This window comes from Rossellomorea orangium (assembly GCF_019334305.1).
Taxonomy (GTDB): Bacteria; Bacillota; Bacilli; order Bacillales; family Bacillaceae_B; genus Rossellomorea.
Window position 1 is genome coordinate 415,929 of the sequence record NZ_JAHWGH010000018.1, and the last position, 17,792, is coordinate 433,720.

The 17,792-nt window shown below is 41.5% G+C and carries 19 protein-coding genes; 7 read left to right on the plus strand and 12 right to left on the minus strand.

Features of this window, described 5'->3' with window-relative positions; all coding sequences use genetic code 11:
* The first annotated feature begins 184 nt into the window (after positions 1-184).
* Positions 185-1,102, plus strand: a complete 918-nt coding sequence (locus tag KYJ26_RS19295; protein WP_374939777.1) for a COX15/CtaA family protein — start codon at positions 185-187, stop codon at positions 1,100-1,102.
* Between the two features lie 40 nt (positions 1,103-1,142).
* On the opposite strand, the gene pyc is transcribed toward KYJ26_RS19295, so the two are convergent.
* The 4 genes from pyc to glsA form a co-directional block, all read right to left on the minus strand.
* Positions 1,143-4,583, minus strand: a complete 3,441-nt coding sequence (gene pyc / locus KYJ26_RS19300; protein ID WP_219169101.1) for a pyruvate carboxylase — start codon at positions 4,581-4,583, stop codon at positions 1,143-1,145.
* 142 nt (positions 4,584-4,725) lie between these two features.
* Complete coding sequence (locus KYJ26_RS19305; protein ID WP_219169103.1) at positions 4,726-5,943, minus strand: FtsW/RodA/SpoVE family cell cycle protein; 1,218 nt, start codon at positions 5,941-5,943, stop codon at positions 4,726-4,728.
* 114 nt (positions 5,944-6,057) lie between these two features.
* On the minus strand, positions 6,058-6,339 hold the full coding sequence (locus KYJ26_RS19310) for an Fpa/YlaN family protein (RefSeq protein WP_113968349.1): 282 nt from the start codon (positions 6,337-6,339) through the stop codon (positions 6,058-6,060).
* A 196-nt stretch (positions 6,340-6,535) separates the two neighbouring features.
* Entirely contained in the window at positions 6,536-7,459 is a 924-nt protein-coding gene (gene glsA / locus KYJ26_RS19315; protein ID WP_219169105.1) for a glutaminase A, read from the minus strand.
* A 138-nt stretch (positions 7,460-7,597) separates the two neighbouring features.
* Here glsA and KYJ26_RS19320 point away from each other — a divergent pair, with 138 nt between their 5' ends.
* On the plus strand, positions 7,598-8,095 hold the full coding sequence (locus tag KYJ26_RS19320) for a peptidyl-prolyl cis-trans isomerase (protein ID WP_219169107.1): 498 nt from the start codon (positions 7,598-7,600) through the stop codon (positions 8,093-8,095).
* Positions 8,096-8,173: 78 nt separating this feature from the next.
* Here KYJ26_RS19320 and KYJ26_RS19325 read toward each other — a convergent pair whose 3' ends face one another.
* Complete coding sequence (locus KYJ26_RS19325) at positions 8,174-9,502, minus strand: PhoH family protein (RefSeq protein ID WP_219169109.1); 1,329 nt, start codon at positions 9,500-9,502, stop codon at positions 8,174-8,176.
* A 178-nt stretch (positions 9,503-9,680) separates the two neighbouring features.
* Here KYJ26_RS19325 and KYJ26_RS19330 point away from each other — a divergent pair, with 178 nt between their 5' ends.
* Positions 9,681-10,283, plus strand: a complete 603-nt coding sequence (locus KYJ26_RS19330) for a YhcN/YlaJ family sporulation lipoprotein (protein ID WP_219169111.1) — start codon at positions 9,681-9,683, stop codon at positions 10,281-10,283.
* Positions 10,284-10,331: 48 nt separating this feature from the next.
* Here KYJ26_RS19330 and KYJ26_RS19335 read toward each other — a convergent pair whose 3' ends face one another.
* Positions 10,332-10,787, minus strand: a complete 456-nt coding sequence (locus tag KYJ26_RS19335) for a pyridoxamine 5'-phosphate oxidase family protein (protein ID WP_219169113.1) — start codon at positions 10,785-10,787, stop codon at positions 10,332-10,334.
* Between the two features lie 178 nt (positions 10,788-10,965).
* Here KYJ26_RS19335 and KYJ26_RS19340 point away from each other — a divergent pair, with 178 nt between their 5' ends.
* Together KYJ26_RS19340 and KYJ26_RS19345 are read left to right on the plus strand one after the other, a co-directional pair.
* The gene (locus KYJ26_RS19340) at positions 10,966-11,166 is read left to right on the plus strand and encodes a YlaI family protein (RefSeq protein ID WP_219169115.1); all 201 of its coding nucleotides are present in this window, start codon (positions 10,966-10,968) and stop codon (positions 11,164-11,166) included.
* Positions 11,156-11,605 carry a hypothetical protein gene (locus tag KYJ26_RS19345; protein ID WP_219169117.1) on the plus strand — a complete coding sequence of 150 codons (450 nt, stop codon included), beginning with the start codon at positions 11,156-11,158 and terminating at the stop codon, positions 11,603-11,605. Before KYJ26_RS19340 ends, KYJ26_RS19345 begins: the two co-directional genes overlap by 11 nt.
* Positions 11,606-11,650: 45 nt before the next feature.
* Here KYJ26_RS19345 and KYJ26_RS19350 read toward each other — a convergent pair whose 3' ends face one another.
* Together KYJ26_RS19350 and typA are read right to left on the minus strand one after the other, a co-directional pair.
* A complete protein-coding gene (locus KYJ26_RS19350) occupies positions 11,651-11,959 on the minus strand; it encodes a YlaH-like family protein (protein ID WP_206851063.1) in 309 nt (102 codons plus the stop codon).
* A 23-nt stretch (positions 11,960-11,982) separates the two neighbouring features.
* Positions 11,983-13,821, minus strand: coding sequence for a translational GTPase TypA (typA, locus tag KYJ26_RS19355; protein ID WP_219169118.1), 1,839 nt, complete (start codon positions 13,819-13,821; stop codon positions 11,983-11,985).
* A gap of 270 nt (positions 13,822-14,091) precedes the next feature.
* Between typA and KYJ26_RS19360 the strand changes: the two genes are divergently transcribed.
* Positions 14,092-14,277: a YlaF family protein gene (locus KYJ26_RS19360; RefSeq protein WP_219169120.1), complete on the plus strand. Its 186-nt coding sequence runs from the start codon at positions 14,092-14,094 to the stop codon at positions 14,275-14,277.
* A gap of 49 nt (positions 14,278-14,326) precedes the next feature.
* Here KYJ26_RS19360 and KYJ26_RS19365 read toward each other — a convergent pair whose 3' ends face one another.
* Entirely contained in the window at positions 14,327-15,124 is a 798-nt protein-coding gene (locus KYJ26_RS19365; RefSeq protein WP_219169122.1) for an inositol monophosphatase family protein, read from the minus strand.
* Positions 15,125-15,345: 221 nt separating this feature from the next.
* Positions 15,346-15,540: a hypothetical protein gene (locus KYJ26_RS19370; RefSeq protein WP_034756016.1), complete on the minus strand. Its 195-nt coding sequence runs from the start codon at positions 15,538-15,540 to the stop codon at positions 15,346-15,348.
* A 179-nt stretch (positions 15,541-15,719) separates the two neighbouring features.
* On the opposite strand from KYJ26_RS19370, the gene KYJ26_RS19375 reads away from it, so the two are divergent.
* Positions 15,720-16,340, plus strand: coding sequence for a YktB family protein (locus KYJ26_RS19375; protein ID WP_219169124.1), 621 nt, complete (start codon positions 15,720-15,722; stop codon positions 16,338-16,340).
* A gap of 61 nt (positions 16,341-16,401) precedes the next feature.
* Here the strand turns inward: KYJ26_RS19375 and KYJ26_RS19380 are convergent, their stop codons facing one another.
* Together KYJ26_RS19380 and KYJ26_RS19385 are read right to left on the minus strand one after the other, a co-directional pair.
* The gene (locus KYJ26_RS19380) at positions 16,402-16,674 is read right to left on the minus strand and encodes a UPF0223 family protein (protein WP_219169126.1); all 273 of its coding nucleotides are present in this window, start codon (positions 16,672-16,674) and stop codon (positions 16,402-16,404) included.
* Positions 16,675-16,697: 23 nt separating this feature from the next.
* Positions 16,698-17,654, minus strand: coding sequence for an NAD(P)H-dependent flavin oxidoreductase (locus KYJ26_RS19385; protein ID WP_219169128.1), 957 nt, complete (start codon positions 17,652-17,654; stop codon positions 16,698-16,700).
* Positions 17,655-17,792: the final 138 nt, after the last annotated feature.

Below are 17,792 nucleotides of genomic sequence, written 5' to 3' on the forward strand. Positions count from 1 at the left end.
TAAATTAGTCCTTCCCTACTATTACTATTCTCTATTCTCCCTAGATAAATGCTCATAATTCTGTAACATTTTATCGGTTGAGTTTTTCAACCCTTTTATGTAATATCGTAGAGGCATATATATTTTTCTACTATATTTATTTATAGAAAGTGTGTAGAGTCTATTAATTAAGAAGGTGAATAGATTGCATAAAGGTGTTCACAAAGGATTAAAGTGGCTTGCCGTTTTAACTACATTGGGTATGTTATTTGTTCTATTAGGCGGTGCCCTGGTAACGAAAACAGAATCCGGCATGGGCTGCGGGCGATCTTGGCCCCTTTGTAACGGACAGTTAATTCCAAGTGATATTACATTTGAACTTGTTATAGAGTTAGCACATCGCGTTGTATCCGGCGGTGTGGGATTATTAGTTCTCGCATTATCAATATGGTCATGGAAAGCGATTGGATATAAGCGTGAAACAAAATTCCTTGCGGCACTATCATTCTTTTTCTTGGTATTACAAGGCTTGATCGGAGCTGCAGCTGTACTATGGGGACAATCTGATTTCGTCCTTGCTCTGCATTTCGGTATTTCCCTTATTTCCTTTGCTTCCATATTATTATTGACGCTTCTGATATTTGAAGTCGATCAGAAGTTCGATGCGAATTCATTGGTTATCGACAAAAGAATGAGATTCCATACGGTTGGTGTGACGATTTATAGTTATCTTGTTGTTTATACGGGAGCTCTCGTACGACATACTGAATCGAGTTTGGTGTGTAAGGACTGGCCACTATGTGTCAATTCTTCCCCCGGTCTGCCAACGAATATGTATGAATGGATCCAGATGGGGCATAGGGCTGCAGCAGGTTTTATTTTCTTGTGGATTGCATACATTACCTATATTGCCATCAAAGAGCATAAGCATCAGAAAGTGATTTACTGGGGCTGGATCATAGCATTCACCCTCGTTTGTCTGCAAGTGATGAGTGGCGCACTCGTAGTGTTCACAAGATTGAATCTGGCGATTGCGTTAATGCACGCCTTGATAATCGCTTGTCTGTTTGGGTTATTATGTTACTTCAACCTACTTGCTTCAAGGAGCAAGCGGAAAGCATAAAAAAAAGGATTCCAGGGGTCATCCCCGGAATCCTTTTTAATTATGCTTTATTCACTTCAATCAATAAATCTCCTGGACTAATGGCATCACCATTCTGAACATAGATGTCCTTAACCACTCCTGCGAAAGGCGCTTGAACGGTCGTTTCCATTTTCATGGCTTCTGTGATCATGAGATGATCTCCCTTTTCAACCGTTTCCCCTTTTTCTGCAATGACCCTTATGACGGTCCCTGGCATGGAAGCCCCGATATGGTTTTCATTTTTCATATCTGCCTTCATTTTTGCAGCCACAGTAGACTTGATGCTTTCATCTTTGATGACAACTTCACGCGCCTGTCCATTCAATTCAAAGTAAACAATCCGCGTACCATCCGCCTGTGCCTGACCTATGGAAACCAGTTTCACAATGAGGGTTTTGCCCGTTTCGATTTCCACTTCTATTTCTTCACCGAGTCTCATTCCGAATAGGAATGTCGGAGTATCCAGAACGGAAATATCCCCGAATTGGTCCATAGTGTTTGCATATTCCATGAACACTTTAGGATATAAGGCATATCCCAGGGCGTCAAAGCTGGTTACAGGGCGTTCAAGATCCTCGAAGAGCTTCTCTTTCAAGGCAGTGAAGTCTACATCATCCAACAGCTCTCCCGGACGTACGGTGAGGGGATTTCGTCCTTTCAGGATCACCTTCTGTAAATCTTTCGGGAAACCGCCATGCGGTTGTCCCAAATACCCTTCGAATAATTCCACAACAGAATCCGGGAAATCGATCTTCTCACCTTTTTCGATTACATCCGCTTCGGATAAATCATTCTGAACCATGAATAAAGCCATGTCCCCCACGACTTTAGAGGAAGGTGTCACCTTGACGATATCGCCAAACATGTGATTCACCCTGGCGTACATTTCTTTTACCTCTTCCCAACGGTTACCGAGTCCAACGGCTTTAGCCTGCTGTTGAAGATTGCTGTATTGACCGCCAGGCATTTCATGCTTGTATACCTCAGAATGAGGGGACATCATGCCACTTTCAAAGTCAGTATAATACTTACGTACGTCTTCCCAGTAGTGAGACAGGGTTTCCAGTGAATCAATGTTCACATCCGGTTCTCTTTCGGTTCCTTTTAATGCATAATACAGCGTACTGGCACTTGGCTGAGAGGTTAAACCAGACATAGTGCCGAGGGCCGTATCAACAATGTCTACACCCGCTTCTACTGCTCTTGCGTATGTGTAGATCCCATTACCACTGGTGTCATGAGTGTGCAGGTGAATTGGCAGGCTGATTGTGTCTTTTAATTCCGAAATCAACCGGTATGCTGACTGTGGCTTTAAGAGTCCCGCCATATCTTTAATGGCAAGGATATGGGCACCGCTTGCTTCTAATTCTTTTGCAAGATCTTTATAATAGTCAATACTATATTTTGTACGGGTCGGATCATCGATATCACCGGTATAGCAAATGGCTGCCTCGGCGATTTTTCCGCTTTGCCTTACGGCGTCAATTGCCACTTCCATCCCTTTAACCCAGTTTAAGCTGTCAAAGATCCTGAAAACGTCAATACCTGCGAAAGCTGATTTTTCAACGAATTCCCGGATTACATTATCAGGATAATTTTTATACCCTACGGCATTGGAGGCCCTCAGAAGCATCTGGAATAATACATTTGGAATTCGCTCTCTTAGAGTCAATAATCGATTCCATGGATCTTCCTTCAGGAACCGATAGGCTACATCGAAAGTCGCTCCGCCCCACATTTCATAAGAAAACATATCAGGCAGCAGTTGGGATGTAGGCTCCGCGATCTGTTTAAGGTCGTTAGTCCTCACCCGCGTAGCAAGTAATGATTGATGAGCATCCCGGAACGTTGTATCCGTCAGTAATACATTGTTCTGCTCTTTGACCCATTTCACAAGACCATCTGCACCGTGCTGGTCAAGGATTTGTTTTGTGCCGTGCTTAACATCCTGATTAATGTCCAGGGCCGGGATTCGCGGCTTTGAAAAAACCGGCTTTTTCTTCTTCTCTACCCCCGGGAAACCATTTACGGTTACATTCCCGATATAAGACAGCATCTTCGTTCCCCTGTCCTTACGTTTAGGGAATATGAACAGTTCAGGAGTCGTGTCGATAAATGATGTGTCATATTGACCGGATATGAAATTTTCATGTTTCACAACATTCTCGAGGAATGGGATATTCGTCTTGATCCCCCGGATCCTAAATTCTTGAAGGTTTCTGACCATTTTGGATGCAGCCTGTTCAAATGTCAGTGCCCATGTCGAAAGCTTGACAAGAAGGGAATCGTAATACGGCGTAATTACCGCTCCCTGGAACCCATTACCTGCGTCAAGACGGACTCCGAACCCTCCCCCTGACCGGTAAGCCATGATTTTTCCTGTATCTGGCATAAAGTTATTTAAAGGATCCTCCGTTGTAACGCGTGACTGAATGGCAAATCCATTCGTTCTGATATCATCCTGAAGGGGAATGCCAAGTTTATCACTATGCAGAGAGTGACCTTCTGCTATCATCAGTTGTGATTGAACAATGTCTACTCCTGTTACCATTTCCGTAATGGTATGTTCCACTTGTACACGGGGATTAACTTCAATGAAGTAGAACTGATTATTAGCCACAAGGAACTCAACGGTACCGGCATTCACGTATTTCACATTGTCCATCAGGCGGACTGCCGCTTCGCAGATATCCTCTCTCAGTTGATCACTTAAAGATACAGAAGGTGCAATTTCCACTACCTTCTGATGGCGCCTTTGAATGGAACAATCACGCTCGTATAAGTGAACGATATTACCATCCTGATCACCAAGGATCTGAACTTCAATATGTTTAGGATTTTCCACAAATTTCTCAACGTAAATCTCATCATTTCCAAACGCCGCTTTGGCTTCTGATTTGGCTCGCTCATATGCTTCCTTTAAGCTTTCCAGATTGCGGACGATACGCATCCCACGTCCACCGCCGCCTAGGGAAGCTTTAATGATGATCGGGAAACCGTGTTCCTTCCCAAATGATATGACTTCCTCCAATGTCTCTACAGGTCCATCTGTACCTGGTATAACAGGTATATTAGCCATTTGTGCCTGATGGCGGGCCTTAACTTTGTCACCGAACATATTTAGATGCTCAGAATGAGGGCCAACGAAATTGATTCCTTCTTCTTCACAACGTCTGGCAAAATGTATATTCTCGGACAGGAAGCCATATCCGGGATGGATGGCATCGACACCCGCATTTTTTGCAATTCGAATGATTCCTTCTATGTCTAAATAAGCATCAATAGGCTTTTTCCCTTCGCCTACTAAGTATGCTTCATCAGCTTTGTAACGGTGATATGCCCCAGAGTCTTCCTTGCTGTATATCGCCACGGTTCGAATATTAAGTTCAGTACATGCCCTGAACACACGGATGGCAATTTCTCCGCGATTTGCTACCAGTACTTTTTTAATTTTCTTCAATACTCTCTCTCCTTTTGGCTGTTCATGATTGAATTTTCCAATAATGCAGTCTATTAAAAAAGGGCTGTCCCGAAAGATATTTAAAAAGTATCTTAGGGGGCAGACCCTAGACTTAGAGTGTTAGATACTCTATCAAAGTGACCTACATTTTTACACCATATATTTTTTTGCTATTATCCATATTCTCCGAAGGATAGTCATTTTCCTTCTTTATTTTATATTTTTCTTCATATTTTACAAACATCGACACATTCACAAGGACACCCATCGACAAAGATAGCACCAATAGGGAAGAACCTCCGTAACTGATGAACGGAAGTGGAACCCCTGTGATCGGGATCAATCCGGAAACCCCTCCCAGATTGATGAAAGCCTGGATTCCTATCATACAGGAGATCCCGATGGCAAGCATCGTTCCAAAGGGGTCCTGACACTTCACACCGGTATAGATTCCCCGGAGCACAATATAGGAAAGTCCGAGGATGACAAAGCTTACCCCGAATACCCCGAGCTCTTCGGCAATGATGGCCATGATAAAATCTGTTTGGGGTTCGGGTAAATAACCCAGCTTTTGGACACTCTGCCCTAAACCAAGGCCTTTCACTCCGCCGGATCCGATGGCAAGGTATGAATTCACCAGATGGTACCCCTCGCCCTGGGCATATTTGAACGGAGACAGATAGGCTTCGATCCTGCTTAGCCTTTCTTTAGTGAAAATGAAGCCCCTTGCGAGGTAAATGACAGGAGACAATACGATCAAAAAACCGATTCCGAGGCCGGCAAGCTTAAAAAATGTCTTATAGCTTATTCCAGAACAGGAAATAACGATCGCTCCGATGGCGAATATGATTGCTGCCGTTCCGAAGTCAGGTTCTAAAAATACCAAAAAGCAAATAAAGCCCAAAAACAATAGAGGCGGTGCAAGTCCTTTATTAAAATCATCTATGTATGCCTGTTTCTTTGAGTATACGGAACCTAAATAAATAATAACGGCAAGCTTGGCAAATTCCGATGGCTGAATAGGCATGAAGCCTAAGTTGATCCAGCTCTTTGCATTGTTCACTTCATACCCGAAAACATGGACGGCAAGTAACAATCCAATGATGATGACCATCAGACTCTTGATGATCTTACCGACCTGAAAGGCTTTGTACGGAAACCATGCTGCTACGGTAAAGGCAATGAAACCTATAATGATATTGACCATCTGCCGCTTATAAAAATGATCGCTATCCCAGCCAAAACGTTCTACGGCCATGACCATACTGGCACTATAGATCATGACAAGGCCAAATAAACATAAAAAAACATAGACAGCGATTAATGAGTAATCATAGGACTTTGCTATTTTTTTAATCATGACATTTCAATCCTTTTTTTCTTATATCTTTTTCTTCTTTCTGTGACATTGACCGTATTTAACAAAAAAACTCAAACAACAGTTCTATGTATTGTTTGAGTTGTCATGACTATTTTACTTTTTTGTAGATGCTTCATGAAGGGCAGAAAGTTGTCTTTCCAAAGAATCAATCAGTTCTTTTCCATCTTGATCATCCACTAGTCCCAGCCGGACGGCAAATTCTATTTCACGGGATAATCCGAACATCTGGGTATCCAATACTTCCTCATAGAGAGGGCATTGGGGCATCGTTAAATTATCCATTTGAACTTTAATTAATTGTAAAATCTTTTCTGCGTCTGCCTTTAATAGCTCATAGGCTTTTTCTCGATGATTAATTGTCATTTCTGACGCCACAGTGATCCCCCCATTCCGAACAAATAACCTTCCTGTCTTAAAATTTTATCGTTAAACCCGAGAAATTGCAAGAAAAATAAGTGTTTTCCCCGGGATTCAATGACAAAATTTCGAACGATTATTTTAATGAAATCAATGGGCACTATGCCATAAGGATGTGATTTTCAAGTAGGGTTCCTTATTCCCTAAACTGATGCTAAAAAATACTCCATGAATATTCATCACTGAGCATCTGTAGCAGTTTTAATCCTGCACTGCTATTACCGACATCATCCAATGCAGGTCCAAAAATTCCGATCCCGCACTTACCAGGTACCGATCCCATGATGCCGCCTGATACTCCACTTTTGGCAGGAATCCCTACTTTAATGGCGAACTCGCCGGAAGTATTATACATGCCGCATGTCACCATAAATGTTTTACACACTCTAGCCACATCACGGGTAATCACTTCACGACCGCTTTCCGGATCAATTCCATCATTTGCAAAAACCGCACCCATTTTTGCAAGGTCAACACAGCTCATTTCGACGGCACATTGCTTTGTATAGAGAACGAGCAGATCTTCAACATTCCCTGTAATCACACCATGCTGCTTCATGAAGTAACAGAGCGATCTGTTAAGGTTGGCCGTCTGCAATTCTGAGTAGGCCACGTCTTCATTATAAGAGACCGTTTCACCCGTCATATGATTGATGAATTCAATAAGTCGCTGCCACTTTTCCATTTCGGTGTTACCTTTAATCATGTTTGTCACAGCGAGTGCACCAGCATTGATCATTGGATTAAGTGGTTTTGATGGCTTATGGGTTTCCAGTTTCGCTATGGAATTGAACGGATCGCCCGTTGGCTCCATCCCAACTCTGGAAAATACATATTCTTCTCCATAATCCATTAATACAAGTGCAAGGGTAATGACTTTGGAAATGCTTTGAAGTGTGAATTTCTTTAAATGATCTCCTGCATAACAGGAATGATTATCCAAGGTGTAAATACTGATTGCCAGGTCATTGGGATTTTGATCCTTCAATGCCGGTATGTACTCCGCTACCTTCCCTTCAGATGCAGCGGGTCTTGCTTTTTCTACCAATTCTTCCAACCATTCCTGAGTTTTTATCATTTGTCCAACATCTCCTTTTGTCCTACTTATAGTTTCCCTATTTCCGTGTATTGAAAACGCTGAAAATGCTTTCATCTAATGTGACAAACCTTGTTAGAACATATATACTGTTATTATCAGCGAGAGGAGGAATCTGAAGTGGAAAGCATCATACCGATAAAAGGGAAAGTGAAATATCCGATTACATTGGATTCGGGAGTTTGGATATTCGATGATCGAAAAGTGGATTTGACTACATATTTTGATGATACAGCAGAAAAAGTGGATGAATTAGAAGAATATACAAAAGCAGTTTCCAAGCATTGGTCAAGGGAGATTCAAGAAGGTGCAACCTATCCGCCTACTTTGAAGACCGAGAAGAAATATGAGAAGGAGAAGATTCTTAACGGAACGTTCGCCATTCCGTTATCTCCATTCCTTAAGAACGCGGAGCCCTATCCAGAGGCAGCTGCGATCGTGATAGAAACGGAAAACGGGGATCATACTCTGGATTTAATTCAGGCAGATCAGTTATTGATCGGATTCTCAAAAGACGGTAAGCCACTAAGGGAAAACGGTCCTGTTCATATTTTTTATATGGATGGTTCGAATAGAGAGAATCCCATCACGGATGTCAGGGCATTTCGCGTGGAATGACAAATGAGAAAAAACCGGTTCAGGAACACCCGAACCGGTTTTTTCATACCTTATAATTGTGTTTCAGATCCCTATTATTTACAATATATCCGCAGCAAGTTGAGCTAAGCCCGATCTCTCACCCTTCATCAACTTCACATGGCCGGCTAACTTTTGATCTTTGAACCTTTCTACAACATACGTCAATCCGTTATTATATTCATCCAGGTAAGGGTGATCTATTTGAGCCGGATCGCCCATTAAAACAATTTTACTCCGTTCCCCTACGCGGGTCAGAATCGTTTTCACCTCATGCTTCGTCAAGTTCTGTGCTTCATCAATGATAATATATTGATCCGGTATGCTTCTGCCTCGGATATAGGTCAATGCTTCAACCTCGATCGATCCCATACCAGCAAGAATATCATCAAGCTCGCCTGGTTTCTTTGTATTGAACAAGTATTCGAGGTTGTCATAAATCGGCTGCATCCAAGGTCTTAATTTTTCTTGCTTTTCTCCTGGAAGGTAACCGATATCTTTCCCTACAGGAACGATTGGCCGCGCAACGAGTAATTTATTGAATTTATTGAAATCCTCGGTCTGCAGAAGACCGGCTGCAAGCGCCAAAAGCGTCTTACCTGTACCTGCCTTCCCTATCATGGTCACCAGGGATATATCATCTCTCAATAATAACTCGGTTGCCATTGTCTGCTGTACATTACGCGCTTTGATTCCCCACATATGTTCTTGATCATATACCAGCTTTTTCACTTTTAGTCCACTTGAATCCACCATTCCAAGAGCTGATGCCGAGCTTCCAAGAGCATCTTTCATGATGAGGAACTGATGGGAATAAAATCGCTGTTTCGTTATATCAGTAAGGGTCAATTCCCCTTTATCATAAAATTTATCAAGGAACTCTCTTTCCGTGTATAGTTCAACGAACCCCGTGTAAATATCATTCACTTCGACGACTCTGTCACTAAGGAAATCCTCCGCTTGTAACCCGAGAGCATCTGCTTTAACCCGGACAAGGGTATCTTTACTGACGAGGATGACCAATTTCCCATCCTTCTTTGCCTCTTCCTCCAGTGAAAGGTTTTTAGCTACTGCTATAATCCGATTATCGTTTGTTTTCTCTACAAATATATCCTGGAGTTGCTGAAAGGAGCGGTGATTCAGTTCAATTCTTAATGAACCTCCTGTATAAAGAGGGATTTTTTCATGGAGCTTTCCTTCTTGCCGTAAATTATCTATCAGCTTCGATACATGTCTTGCGTTTCTTCCGATTTCATCCATATAACGCTTTTTGGAGTCCACTTCTTCTAAAACGACTGCAGGTATAACCACCTCATTATCCTGGAAAGAAAAGATGGCTTGTGGATCTTGTAATAAGACATTGGTATCTAATACATAAATTTTATTCAAATCGATGCCTCCTGCTCCTGATTTCTTATTACTATTGTATGTAGCCAATGATGTTCCGGTTATTCCCAGCTACTCAAATAGGACGGCCCGTTTCTTAAAATATATGAATAAACGTATAAAGATAGAAGAAAATTACACAATAAGAAAAGATATTGATTCTAAATCGGGAGGTATTCACATGTCTAAGCTCATCTCTCTTCTAATGGTAACCATCATCCTTGGAGCTTGCGCCAATAAAAATGAGGTCGGGTATAAAAATGATGCAAACAGCAAAAACAATAAACCCATTACAGTTCAGGACAGTAATATTCAAAAGGTTGAACGAAAATCGGGTCAACAAATTTCCAAGCACCTGGTAGACTTGACGACCAGCGTACCGGATGTGAAGGATGCAACGGCTGTCGTGATCGGCAAGTATGCATTTGTAGGAATTGACATCGATTCCGATGTTGAACGTTCACAAGTCGGTTCAATCAAATACTCTGTCGCAGAAGCACTCCAAAATGATCCTTACGGTGCTGAAGCCATGGTCATTGCTGACCCTGACCTTTATGCCCGCCTGAAAGAAATCAGTAAAGACATTCAAAGAGGGGAGCCTGTTCAGGGCATCATGAATGAGTTATCCGATATATCTGGAAGATTGATGCCTGAAATCCCTAAATCATTAAAGCAAACAGATCCTGAAAATGCCCCGAATGAACCAAAGAAAAAAATGAATAACGCGAAAGAAAAAGAACTTAGAAAGAAACAAGAAGATCAAACATACAATAAAATCGATTAAAAAAGCATGAAACTAAAAATAGAAAAAGCCATGAAAAAGCCTAGATATCTAAGCTTTCTTCATGGCTTCTATTACTTGGCGGTCCAACCGGTCAGCGGCCGTTTTATCATATGTCTTCTCATAGGCAGGCTCGGTGGAGATTTTCGAACCATAAAACATGACATCCCTGACTTCATGAATGGCAAGTTGAATAAGGGCAAGCTTTAAAGGCACTCCTGAAAGGCTTTCCAGAGAAACGCCGGCTTTCCCGGCAATCGAATATGTTGATTCATTAGCGATTAAATTGACGACCACAAGCGGATTATCCTTTATGTTCTTCACGATTCTTGAACGTTGGTCGACAGCGAATAATAGCGTCTGTTCGTCTTTGGCAAGAATCCAAGAGATCGCACTGACATTGGGTCCATTCGTTTCATAGTCAACCGTAGAGACTGTGACAAACCGCTCCGATTGCAGTTCTTCAAACAATGCAGGAATCAACCCCGGCTCGACTCTATTAGCCATAAAATCCCCCCTGAGACGTATTCTGAACGTTTTCGTTTCTAAAAGTGGTCATCCTGATTATACTATATCAAATGCCAAACTTAAAAGCATACGGGAAAGTTTAATAAAGCGTTTGACTATACTACATGATATACTAATGAGACTAGACTTATGATAAGAATAAATAGAGGTGTACGTGATGAGAGTAAAATGCGCTTTATGTGAAGTAATTGAAAATATTGATGATTATTCCTTACAGGCAAAAAAGCTGCGGAACAGACCTATTCATACCTATATGTGTGATAAATGCCACGAACGGATCAAAGAGAAGACGGAAGAACGTGTCTCGACTGGAAATTTTAAATTTTATCGTTCCCCGAAAGTAGAAGATGACTTTTAAACAAATCAACAAAGGATTTGTCATCGGACTTATTTCCGGTACTTTATTGGGTTTATTCCTTAAAGGAATGCAGGCAGTAACCGGGATTAAGGTTTATGTACTATTGCTAAATGTCGATTTCATCCCGATATTCACTTCAAAACATCTGCCAGAATGGCTTGAATTCATATTTCACTTGGCCATATCCTGTATGATCGGTATATTATTTGTTTACATACTGGAAAAATGGGATGTTACAAGAAAGGGTTCATGGATTCTTTCCCTTGTATTATCATTCCCTACAGTGTTCCTTTACTTTCCTTTATCCTATTTAGCGATAAAGGATGTTCCCGGCTTATTTGACAGTACGGCCATTTTTATTTGGGCAGTCGGCCATTTATTATATGCTTTAAGCCTGCCGTCATTCTACATACCCCTGGCCAGGGCGAAATCAAAATAAAAAAATCTGCAGTCCCTTCTTATCTGGACTGCAGATTTTTTGTGCTTAAAACGTGCCTTTTTTCTTTTCGTTGGTCAAGCGGATCTTATATATGATTAAAATCAGGGCCGCCACCACTAATCCCTCCGCTACAGGCAAAAAGATGCCAAGAAACGTAAGGACTGTACATCCCAGAATAAGAAAAGTATAAATCAAAATGGATTTCATCACTGGCAGCTTTTTCGCAAAACCGAGCTTATAAACTAAGATTGAGAGCCCAACTATGGTTATATAAAGCAACCACATACCCATTTCCGCGTTTTGATCAACACGGTAAAGGGATGCGAAAAAGGACAAACGCTCTGTTACATCCATTTCCTACTCCCCCTTCACTTAGTTTATTGAGTAACCTTATTTTTCTTTTCTGCTCTTTCACGCTCATTTTTATCAAGGATCTTTTTACGAAGACGGATTGACTCAGGTGTTACTTCACAATACTCATCATCATTTAGATACTCGAGGGATTCCTCTAATGTCATGATTCTTGCTTTTTTGATCGTCACGGTTTGATCCTTATTAGCAGAACGTACGTTAGTCGCCTGTTTCAGCTTAGTGATATTAACGGTAATATCATTCTCCCTCGTATGTTCCCCTACAATCATCCCACCGTAGATTTCTGTACCTGATTCAACAAAGATAATACCGCGGTCTTCGACTTGCATGATTCCATATTGAGACGCTTTTCCTGTTTCCATCGATACAAGAACACCTTGACGACGTCCACCAACGCGCCCTTTTTGTAGAGGCTGATAGCTGTCGAATGTGTGGTTGATGATACCATACCCACGGGTAAGGGTCATAAACTCAGTTGAATAACCGATTAATCCACGTGCAGGAACCATGAACATTAAACGAACTTGACCATTTCCGTTGTTCACCATATCCAGCATTTCACCTTTACGTTGACCAAGGGATTCAATTACTCCCCCCATATATTCTTCAGGAATATCGATTTGAACACGCTCTACCGGTTCACTTTTCACACCATCGATTTCTCTGATGATAACCTGTGGTTTTGATACCTGTAATTCATAACCTTCACGACGCATATTTTCGATCAGGATAGAAAGATGAAGCTCTCCACGGCCGGATACTGTCCATGCATCAGGTGAATCAGTTGGTTCAACGCGTAAGCTTACATCTGTTTGCAGCTGAGCCAGTAAACGCTCTTCAATCTTTCTTGATGTCACGAATTTACCTTCTCTACCTGCAAACGGACTGTTGTTTACAAGGAATGTCATTTGAAGTGTAGGCTCATCAATGCGCAGAACAGGAAGTTGGTCCTGATGTTCAACCGGACAAACCGTTTCACCAACATTGATATCTTCCATTCCGGAAACGGCGATTAGATCCCCTGCTTTCGCTTCTTGGATCTCTTCTCGTTTCAATCCGAAGAAACCGAAGATTTTCGTTACACGGAATTGTTTAACAGAGCCATCGAGCTTCATCAACGCAACTTGCTGACCAACCTTCATTGTTCCTCTGAACACACGACCGATTCCGATACGCCCAACGTAATCATTGTAATCAAGCAGTGCAACTTGGAATTGAAGGGGATCTTCAGAGTTGTCAACTGGTGCCGGAATGTGCTCAATGATGCTATCATATAAACACTGCATGTTTTCGTCCTGTTTCTCTGGATCCGGATCTGTACTTGCTGTACCATTGATAGCAGAAGCATAGACAACCGGGAATTCAAGCTGTTCATCATTCGCATCAAGTTCAATGAATAATTCCAATACTTCATCGATTACTTCTTCCGGACGTGCTGATGGTTTGTCAATTTTGTTTACAACTACGATAGGTGTAAGATTTTGCTCAAGTGCCTTCTTAAGAACGAAGCGAGTCTGAGGCATACATCCTTCATAAGCGTCTACTACTAATAGAACACCATCTACCATTTTCATGATACGCTCTACTTCTCCACCAAAGTCAGCATGTCCTGGTGTATCAAGAATGTTGATACGTGAGTCTTTATATTGAATCGCCGTATTTTTCGCCAGAATTGTAATACCGCGTTCTCTTTCTAGATCATTTGAATCCATCGCACGTTCTGAAACTGTTTCATTTTCGCGGAAGATTCCGGATTGCTTTAAAAGCTCATCTACTAATGTCGTTTTCCCATGGTCAACGTGAGCAATAATAGCAATATTTCTAAGGTCATTTCTTAATTTCATATTTCCACTCCTGAATATTGGATTTCTTTATAATATTAAAGATACTATTTTTCAGTTCAACTAGACCATTATATCACAGCATTGACAAAAGCCCTAATAAATATTTCACACTACCCATTCATTCCCACTAAAAGTTTCCATAAACATTTTTTGCGTTCTTCCTCTTTGTCTCTGTTAACCATTGCACATTATTGAATTGATAGGTAAAATTCAATAAGAATAGCATACTGAACATTGGCTAAGGCAATCAATTTTTTTGGGGGTACTAGAATGGCAAATATAAAATGGATTTTTGTTCTTTTTTCAATTTTAGCTGCAGTTTCACTGATGGGGATTGCGATTTCAATCAGCTTACAAAGTATGATGCTTGCAGTCGCAAGTTTCATTTGTTTATTCATTGTAATGGGATTTGGTTTTAAGACGAAGAAGAAATACAGAGAAGAAGGTAGATTATAAACTGCAATTAAAATGAAGGGGGAGCACTGATTGCTCCCCCTTCATTTTTTTAATCATTTTTGTGAAGATATTCGGTCAGGATCGTTTTATGCAGACCAGGCTTACCTACGAATACCGAGCTCTTGTTCAAAGGGTTTAACGGATTCCCCTCTAGGTCTGTCACGACACCGCCAAGCTCTTCAATCATGATTTTACCGGCAGCGAAGTCCCAAGGGGCAAGCCGCATTGTTAAATAGGCATCAAGCCTCCCGGAAGCGACATAAGCGAGCTCCATTGCGGCAGATCCATACGACCTTGTCCCTCGAACATCCTGTACCAGGGGAGCAAGAATGGTCGGATCAATACGCTTGTTCTTTGTCACCCATAGGGCATTTAAAGCGACGATCGCGTCTTCTACAGGGACACTCTCAAGCTGCGGGAGCTCTACGTCGTTCATAAAGACTCCTTTTCCTTTATTCACAAAATATAATTCATCATGAACCACATCATATATGTAACCTAACTTCCCTTCATTCCCATTGTATATCCCTATGGAAATGGCAAAGTTCCGTTGCTGATGAACAAAATTCATCGTACCGTCGATCGGGTCGATAATCCAGGTGATACCGGATAACTCTTTAAAGTCATCTCCATATCCTTCTTCGCCCAGGATTTGGTGATCGGGATATGTATTTCGAATGTTTTCCGTAAAGTAGCGCTCTGTGGCTTCATCCATATCCGTAACCAGATCATTCCGGTTGGATTTTGTTTTTATGTTCAACTCTGATTTGAATGACTGACGAATTCTCTCGCCGGCTTCATGGATCCACGTTCTAACATTTTGATCTAATTCAGTCCAATTTGTCATGTGTTATTAGCCTCCAATGTGCATAACGAAATGAATATAGCATTTACTAATATGGTCTATTCAGATAATCTTAACCCTTAGTCCCCATTCATTCAAGTGAAGAGACTTCGTCTGGAAGATGGTTTTACCCCATAAAAAAGCGAACTCTCCAACACTATGAGCTCGCGTTCAACAGTAGATTTTGTTATCAGCATATTTTAACCCTTTGATCGTTCGAAGCTTTATAAAGCCTTCATTTTCATTAGCTCTTCCCTGATACTCATAAGTTTCTGTTTGGACTTGGTCTGGGTTTCTGTATTCTTCGTTTGGATTGCCTCGAATAATACGGCTAATTCATAATCCATTTCAAGTCGCAATACATTCATTCTTTGTTGCTGGACATCGCGTTTTTTTGAAGTATTCATTACTTGTTTCATGGCCATACACCCCTTCCGAGTATTAAATTTATCTGATTGTTCTGATAATATTTACTACATGTTATGAAATACCAACTCATCTTGTAACTAAAATGTGCAGACACCCATAGATAAATCAATTGACTACAAGCCTGGGTCTCTTTATGGTAAGATATTGTTGGAAATAAGGAGGCTACAACATGACGTTTAACGGTTTCACAGAAGAAGACTTCAACGTATTTAAGATTGAAGGGCTCGACGCCCGGATGACCGGCATCCAGGAACAGATTAGGCCTAAACTGGACTATCTTGGTGAACATTTAGCCCCCACTCTTAGCACTTGGACCGGTGATGAGATGTTTTATCATGTTGCAAAACATGCCAGACGCTCTGTAAACCCTCCAGATGATACCTGGGTTGCATTTGCGAATAACAAACGCGGTTATAAAAAACATCCTCATTTCCAAATTGGATTATGGGAAACCCATGTATTTATTTGGTTTGCGATGATCTACGAAGCTCCAGGTAAAGTTGAATTCGGTAAAAAAGTAGAAGATAATGCAGATAAGATCAGATCCATGATTCCTGGTCATTTTGTTTGGTCTGGAGATCACACAAAACCCGACGCTGTACCTTTTTCTTCACTGTCACAAGATGAATTCATTGCTCTAAGTGAAAGAGTTCAAAAAGTAAAAAAAGCTGAACTTCTATGCGGTCTTCATTTAGATCGGGACACCGCCATTAAGCTTAATGGGAATGAATTAATCCAAGAGGTTGAAAGTGCCTTTGAAACACTTTTACCCCTTTATAAAATGAACTAAACCATATGACTGTAGGGAATAATGCAGAAAGAACGATCGCCAAAACTGGCGGTCGTTCTTTTTAATTCATGGATATTTTATCTGCACCCTGATCCTCTTTCATTTTCTTCACTACACGATAAGAGGAATATCCGCTGGATTCTTCAAATTCATTGCAGATCCTCTTCTCTTCTGCTTTCCCGGGGACAATTTCTTTGAATCGTTTATATCGCTTCATCAGGTCTTCTCGGGAAACGCCTTTTTCATAGGCTTTTTCAATCGCTTCAAAAAAGGCGATCACGTCAATGACCTCTTCTGTTGACCAGTCTATATCAAATGGGTATTGATATTCCATTTTGTAAAACAACTCCTTTTGCATTAATTCCATTTCTTCCGAATGTCCTCACCTTGAGTGATCATTCTTTCAATGAGATCTTTAACTGAAGGGATGTCCTGGATCAACCCCATCACTTGTCCTGCCCATGCAAACCCTTTGTCTGCTTCACCATCGTATATATATCGCTTATTTGACTCACCGCTTATGTATGATTTTAATCCTTCATATCCAGGATTCGACTGTTCCGCATTCAGGATCTTATCGGTCCATACGTTGGATATGGCTCTGGCAGGGGCCCCTAAAGATCGTTTAATGACTACTGTACCACTCTCTTCTCCTTCAATCAAGGCGCGCTTGTACACTTCTGACGCATGGATACACTCTTCTGTCGCGATAAATCTCGTTCCCATTTCCACTCCCTCCGCTCCGAAGCTGAGGGCGGCCATTAGACCACGACCGTCTCCTACACCACCTGAGGCGATGACGGGGATTCTGACGGCATCCACTACTCTTGGAATCAAGACGAATGTACCGATATCATCTTTACCCAGGTGCCCTCCCCCTTCCTGCCCGACGACCATCACAGCATCAGCGCCAAGTTCTTCAGCTTTCTCTGCCTGTCTTTTTGACGAGACCAGCACTAGTTTAACGATATTCTTCCCCTCAAGCTGTTGAAACAGTGGCGTCGGGTTTCCTCCCGTCACGGAAACGACCGGAACGTTTTCTTGAATGGCGATGTCAACAAACTCCCTGAAAGGACGCCCATGTTGACCGATGGCAAAGTTCACCCCGAATGGTTTATCTGTTAAAGACCTAACTTTCACTATTTCTCTTCGAAGCTCTTCCGGATTATCCAGAGACATGGCAGTGATCTGGCCAAGTCCTCCTGCATTCGATACTGCCGCAGCAAGCTCAGCATATGCCAAGTGAGCAAGTCCTCCCTGAATGATTGGATACTGAATATGTAATAACTCTGTAACCCTTGTTTTCCAATTCATATGAATCCCTCCATATATTCATTTATTCTCGATGAGATGGGGAAAATCCTTTTCATTTGTTTGTATAATAATTTGAGATACGGTCAGTCTTACATGTAAGAGAGATAATGGTTGAATTGGTGAGCAGTGTTGATTTTT